A 5,255-nucleotide genomic window follows, 5' to 3' on the forward strand; every position below is an offset into this window, starting at 1 on the left:
GCGGTCCTTCGACCCTCGATTCTGATTCTTGAACCGCCGTTCCAGCGCAACCTCAACTGAGCTGTCAGAGTGATCGCTTCACCTCTGTCGCCGATTTGATTCGGCAACTACTGTTTAGGCCGGGAAGGAGTCACGAAAGGAGTTCGAGGACGGTTCGCTGAAGATCGCCTGGAGAGTTGGCAACAAAGTCAGTGTGATCGGTTGGCTGCACAGTAGCCCCACGACAAAACCGGATCACAGTGCTGCCTGCTCGGGCTGCTGCTCGGACACCGTTGACAGAGTCTTCGATAACGAGACAGGCAGAAGGGTCCACAGCAAGTTCAGCGGCTGCATGCTCATAGATGAAGGGTTCCGGCTTGCCGGGGAGATCGATGTGTTCAGCACTCACCATGACATCAACTGGTGCCAAATCAAACCGCTCAATGACTATTTTAATCCAATCCGCTGGTGCTGAGGAGACAATTCCAACGTCGATCCCTCGAGAACGAAGTGTCTCAAAGAAGTCCGGTATTCCAGGTGTGATCGAGACCTGCCCGCCATACACCGTCTCCGCAGCCACTTCGAACTGTCGTGCATAACGCTCGGGACCACCCGGAAGCCCATACGTCGCTGCAAGCTCTTCGAGACTCTCACGGAAATTGCGGCCATTTACGTCCTCCAGACCGGGATCACCTGTTTCTACCTGTGTAAAAACCTGGTCACGCCAGAACTGCTGCCAGAATGATTCCGAATCAACGAGGACGCCATCCATATCAAACAGGACAGTCTGAAACCGGGGCATGTTCTAGACCTTCGGGTCTCACAATAAGCCGATTGTGGCGTCATGGATAAGACACACGAAGACGACGGCAAGACGGATTTCCGACTCCCCGGTGAGGAAGATGCCCTCAGTCGCGTGGCAGCGTTGCCCATTCGACGGCTGACCTCTTTCCGATTCAGCGGTTAGCGCTTGACGTCCTCCCACGGTAGCCGTGGGATTCCTCCGTGGGCAATCCGGCCAGACTGATTACCCCGGCTGTGAACTTGCGGGTTTGCTGACGCTGGTTTGGTCAACTGGGCGCGACTGTTCCCAATCCGCTGGTGACCAGTCGTGTCCATCCCACTCCCAGTACGTCCCGTTCACGGGTGCGTCCCTGTCGCGTTCAGCAGACAGGGCAGCAGGCCGCGCCATCGGCCCAACCTCTGATTGTAGCAGATTCCACGCCCCTGCGACGTCAATATACGCGTGCAACCCACACGCGTGACACCGATACGCGTCACCGTCTCGCGACACCTCGCTACTCCCACATTCGGGACACTCACTGCTTGAATCCGCCTCGCTCATTTGCTCAACGGTGATGCCAACGTCTCCAAGCGTGAGTTCGAGGCGGTCGACGAGTTTCCGGTGTGACCAGAACGCGTGTGTCTTCTGGTTCACCTTGGATGACCAGTGCGTGTCAAGCACATTAGTGAGGTCGCCGACGTACACAGTATCAACCGTGCGTGCAAGCAGCCAATCAGCAGCGTATTTCACCGCTGCGTCACGACTGTGGTCACGCTTCTCGCCACGCTCATCGTACACGCGTTGAATCCGCTTACTCGTGTACTGGTCGTCGGGGAGTTGCGACTGCAACTCGGCAATCAACCCGGACAACACTTGGAACTGTTCGAACTCTGGACGAGACTCGCTAGCAAGGCATGGCGCAAACGCGATGAGGCCGGTCGGTACTCACTCTGGTCAAAGGAGAGTGGCGAGATACGTTGCTACTTAGACACCTCAGACCTCGCCGAGTGGTTTCGGGATTACGCACCAAGCGATCTCTGAACGGCTTCGACGGTTTCCGCCGCTTGAAGTAATGGTTTCACGTACTAAGCGTTCGTGCCACGCTCTGGGAGACTCCCTTGAGATAGGCCGTTCCCAGCGTAGCGACAAATAAGGCGCCGACAGTGTTGAACACTAAGTCAAGAACAATGTCACGTACTCCATACTGGGCTAGGGCGGCCTCTCCACCGATGAGACTTGCTATACCGCCGCTGGCGAACTCGAGGATCTCCCAGAGCACTCCGAACGCGAGGACGAAGATGAGAATGAAGACAAACATGAACTCTGAGGGGATCTCCAGCGAGTCGTCGTGTTCGGCAAGTGCCCGTGCACTCGCGTAGCCAGCACCGGCCACGATCGTCGCTGATAGGGTGTGGGTTATCGAGTCGTACCAGCCGAACCACTGGTATGGGCCGAGTGCGCCCACTGCGTGGAGAAACACAGCTGTTGTGATCCACAGCGTCAACCCAGCGTTCAGTGGCACGCGATAGTCCCGAGAAAGAATGCCGGGAAGGAACGTCACACCGAGAGACACACCTGCATTGATGACGAGTCCCCAATTGAACCGGATCAGTCCTACGAAGGTAATGCCAAAAAGCGCAACCTGTAACAGACGTACGAGAAGGTGGAGATAGACATCGTCGATTCTCACTCGATCACGAAAGCTCATAGACCTTCACCTGCTGTAAGTCCGCGGACGTCGACGGCCTCGATCCATCGGAAGTATATTGCGAAGATTGGGCTTGCCACGAGACTGATAGCGGTCGCGAAGACTAGGTCCCACATGAGTGCCGTCTTGTTCTGGATGAGCATCGTGTTGAAGTAAACATCGGACGCGTACTGGAGGATGGCCCACACACCAGCTGTCGCCATCGTGACGAAGATGATGAATGCCACGGCGAAACGGGGTGTCATCTCTACTGGCGAAAATACGTGGAGTTCGACGACCACTAACACACCGATGGCGAGAATAGCGAGGAAGGTCGTGAGGTCGGCGAGTATATCTGGAAGTGGAAAGAATTGACTCGTAATTGGAAGTGCGGTGAACACCAAGATTTCCCAGGGCGGCATCACAGATCGATCACGACGCACGCCAGCTGGAAGGAGGATTATCACAAGACCGCCAGTTACGAAGATAGCCCAGATAGGTTCTCCACTGATGACGCTAACCGCGGCGGCAAGCACCAGTACTGCGACGATCAGCCAAGAAACAATCGAGTTGAATAGATTGTCCTCGATGACTACGTCGAGCTGACTCATGAGCAAGAGAACCTCGCGAATATGCATATACGCTTGGGGTAAGTGTCTAAACAACACGGTTTTTAATGACTGTCCACTTTCGGGGACGTCGATACACGCCAGAAACACCGGGAATGTCACGACGATTCTAGCCTCGAGGAGCCCGGCTGTCAGAAACGCAGCCCTCTAACCAAAAGTGCTGATGGCGAACCCGTAGTTCATCTGCGGGAGTCGGATGGAGTACCGCGCTAATTCGAGTTCGGAGAAGTCGGCCAGTTTGAAGCATTTCCGGATATCCCGCGCAATCGATACGCTTCGTGACAATAAAATACTACCAATGATTTGACTATTGAAACCCACTGCCGAGATAGTGAACTCGATCGAAATCTGGACCGGATATTCGGTGGCATCGGGCACATATCGACGAACGCGTTTTAGTAGCGATCGAGTTCGCGCTAACTCGCGCCCGTCAGTTCACCGAGGAGTTCATCGGTGACTCGTCCTCACTTGACCGTGCATGGGAGATGACACAAAATCTAGAGAATTACCTGACGACCTGCCAGGCAGGAATCATCGCGTCGAGTATCGCGGTCGATATCGTCGCCGAACCCGCGCTGGCGCCCTGTTCGAACCGCTATTCGCAAACACAGCTTTGGATTGTACAAATAGGAAAACAGTTACGGTTGCTGTTGGAGAGTTCAATTGTTTATGCAAATTATATTGTGTTGTCACTATCTGTCGTAAAGATCGACGTCCGGATGCGACCATCCATATCAGATGGGACAGCACAATCGTGTGCATGAAGCAAGGTTGGTGCGAGGTCGAGGATCGAAATCTCATCGATCGTCCCTGTTGTGAACATCGGTCCGGTTGCAGCGAACAAGCCAGATCGGGTGTTGACGCCTCGCCACTTCTCATGCTCGCGCGTAAATATCTCGTCTCCACCAACCGTATCCGAGATATGCACATCAGGCGCTTTGTCAATGACGACGTCTGGCCATTCATCGGCGTAATCGCCGCTATAGACGTTTTCACCACGATAGACCTCACGCGCAACCGGACGTCCATCTGGCGTTGTCAGACGTTCTAATTTGTCGATGAGTTCATCGCGTACTGATTCAAAGCGTGGGCTATCCACAGTGAGATAGAAGGGACCTTGCGCGCTCGCAATGGCTTCTGTCTGATCCCAATTTGCCGTGTCGAGTTTTCCCCGACCGACATTCCCTTCATCATTTGGAAGCCGATTAATAAGACTCTCGGGTGCGACCTCCTCGGCAATCGACTGCGGATTGAATGGCACGTGTTGATCCACGTCTGCGAGCGTCTCTTTTATCTGATCAGTTGTGATCCCTGCTTTATGGAGTGTACTGCTAACGTGGGTATCGAAAGAAAGATACCCTTCTTGTTCGAGCCACCGATTAATGTAGAAAACCGTTTGAATCTCGGCATGACCGTGGTCACTCATGAGAACGAGGTTTGTCTCGTCATCGAGAAATGATGCAAGATGGTCGTCGATCAGTTTCCACGCGCGGAGTGTGCGCTCATCATCCCAGAAATGGTGGTGCAGAACGTTGATATAAAATGTTGTTAATTGCAAAAAGGAGAGATCACGACTGTCGAGCAAGTATTTCCCAGCCTTGAATTGGGTATCAATCCGTTCAAGGATTTCCTCCTAGGCAGCAGATGTCTCCGATTGCAGTGATTGTCGTGTTGTGACACGATAGTCAAACCGCTCGTGCAGTTCATTCTCAAGTTCTGCGGGATCTGTAAATCCAGTAGTATCCGCGTCTGGTGCGCCTGAAATGTACGCTTCTCCAACGGCTTTCGGTGGGAATGTTGTTGGCACCCCAAGGACGCCGACGCGTTCCTGTTCGGCGAGTCGATCCCAGTATTCGGCGTGATTATGATACCGCTCGGCTGGGAGATAGACACGCTGGTTGGCGGTATCAATATTGTACCACCAAAAGATACCGAGTTGGCCGGGATTCTTGCCTGTTGCGTATGCTTTCCAATTTGGCGAGGTGACAGGTGGCAACACGGATTGCAGGTCTCCTGTTATACCCTGTTCAACGATTCGCTGCAACGTTGGAAGTTCACCCATTCGTATTCGGTTAAGACGTAAAACCAGCATACAGTGCTGCATTCACCTCCTCAAGAAGCGTCTGGCGTGACGGAGCTGGTTGTCTCGCCTCTCGATACCACGTGTTCGGGAGAT

5 protein-coding genes and 2 pseudogenes are annotated in these 5,255 nt (G+C 53.7%); 2 read left to right on the forward strand and 5 right to left on the reverse strand.

All coding sequences use genetic code 11. The annotated features are described in order from the left end of the window. Positions 1-130: 130 nt before the first annotated feature. Both ACR3FF_RS25520 and ACR3FF_RS25525 read right to left on the reverse strand, forming a co-directional pair. Complete coding sequence (locus ACR3FF_RS25520) at positions 131-781, reverse strand: HAD family hydrolase (protein WP_458190914.1); 651 nt, start codon at positions 779-781, stop codon at positions 131-133. Positions 782-1,006: 225 nt separating this feature from the next. Further along, positions 1,007-1,693: a zinc ribbon domain-containing protein gene (locus ACR3FF_RS25525; protein ID WP_458190917.1), complete on the reverse strand. Its 687-nt coding sequence runs from the start codon at positions 1,691-1,693 to the stop codon at positions 1,007-1,009. On the opposite strand from ACR3FF_RS25525, the gene ACR3FF_RS27505 reads away from it, so the two are divergent. After that, on the forward strand, positions 1,637-1,804 hold the full coding sequence (locus ACR3FF_RS27505; RefSeq protein WP_472850172.1) for a DUF8008 family protein: 168 nt from the start codon (positions 1,637-1,639) through the stop codon (positions 1,802-1,804). The genes ACR3FF_RS25525 and ACR3FF_RS27505 overlap by 57 nt on opposite strands. Before the next feature lie 37 nt (positions 1,805-1,841). On the opposite strand, the gene ACR3FF_RS25530 is transcribed toward ACR3FF_RS27505, so the two are convergent. Beyond that, complete coding sequence (locus tag ACR3FF_RS25530; RefSeq protein ID WP_458190915.1) at positions 1,842-2,471, reverse strand: DUF2238 domain-containing protein; 630 nt, start codon at positions 2,469-2,471, stop codon at positions 1,842-1,844. Beyond that, positions 2,468-3,061, reverse strand: a complete 594-nt coding sequence (locus ACR3FF_RS25535; protein WP_458190916.1) for a hypothetical protein — start codon at positions 3,059-3,061, stop codon at positions 2,468-2,470. Before ACR3FF_RS25535 ends, ACR3FF_RS25530 begins: the two co-directional genes overlap by 4 nt. A gap of 366 nt (positions 3,062-3,427) precedes the next feature. Here ACR3FF_RS25535 and ACR3FF_RS25540 point away from each other — a divergent pair. After that, a pseudogene (locus ACR3FF_RS25540) lies at positions 3,428-3,695 on the forward strand (CNNM domain-containing protein); the annotation flags it as partial. 60 nt (positions 3,696-3,755) lie between these two features. Here the strand turns inward: ACR3FF_RS25540 and ACR3FF_RS25545 are convergent. Continuing rightward, positions 3,756-5,183, reverse strand: a pseudogene (locus tag ACR3FF_RS25545) (alkaline phosphatase family protein). Between the last annotated feature and the right edge of the window lie 72 nt (positions 5,184-5,255).

Source organism: Haladaptatus ordinarius (assembly GCF_054177595.1).

Coding starts and splice junctions, on each gene's coding strand:
- ACR3FF_RS25520 (WP_458190914.1), bottom strand. CDS start 781: ATGCCCCGGTTTCAGACTGTCCTGTTTGATATGGATGGCGTCCTCGTT.
- ACR3FF_RS25530 (WP_458190915.1), bottom strand. CDS start 2,471: ATGAGCTTTCGTGATCGAGTGAGAATCGACGATGTCTATCTCCACCTT.
- ACR3FF_RS25535 (WP_458190916.1), bottom strand. CDS start 3,061: ATGAGTCAGCTCGACGTAGTCATCGAGGACAATCTATTCAACTCGATT.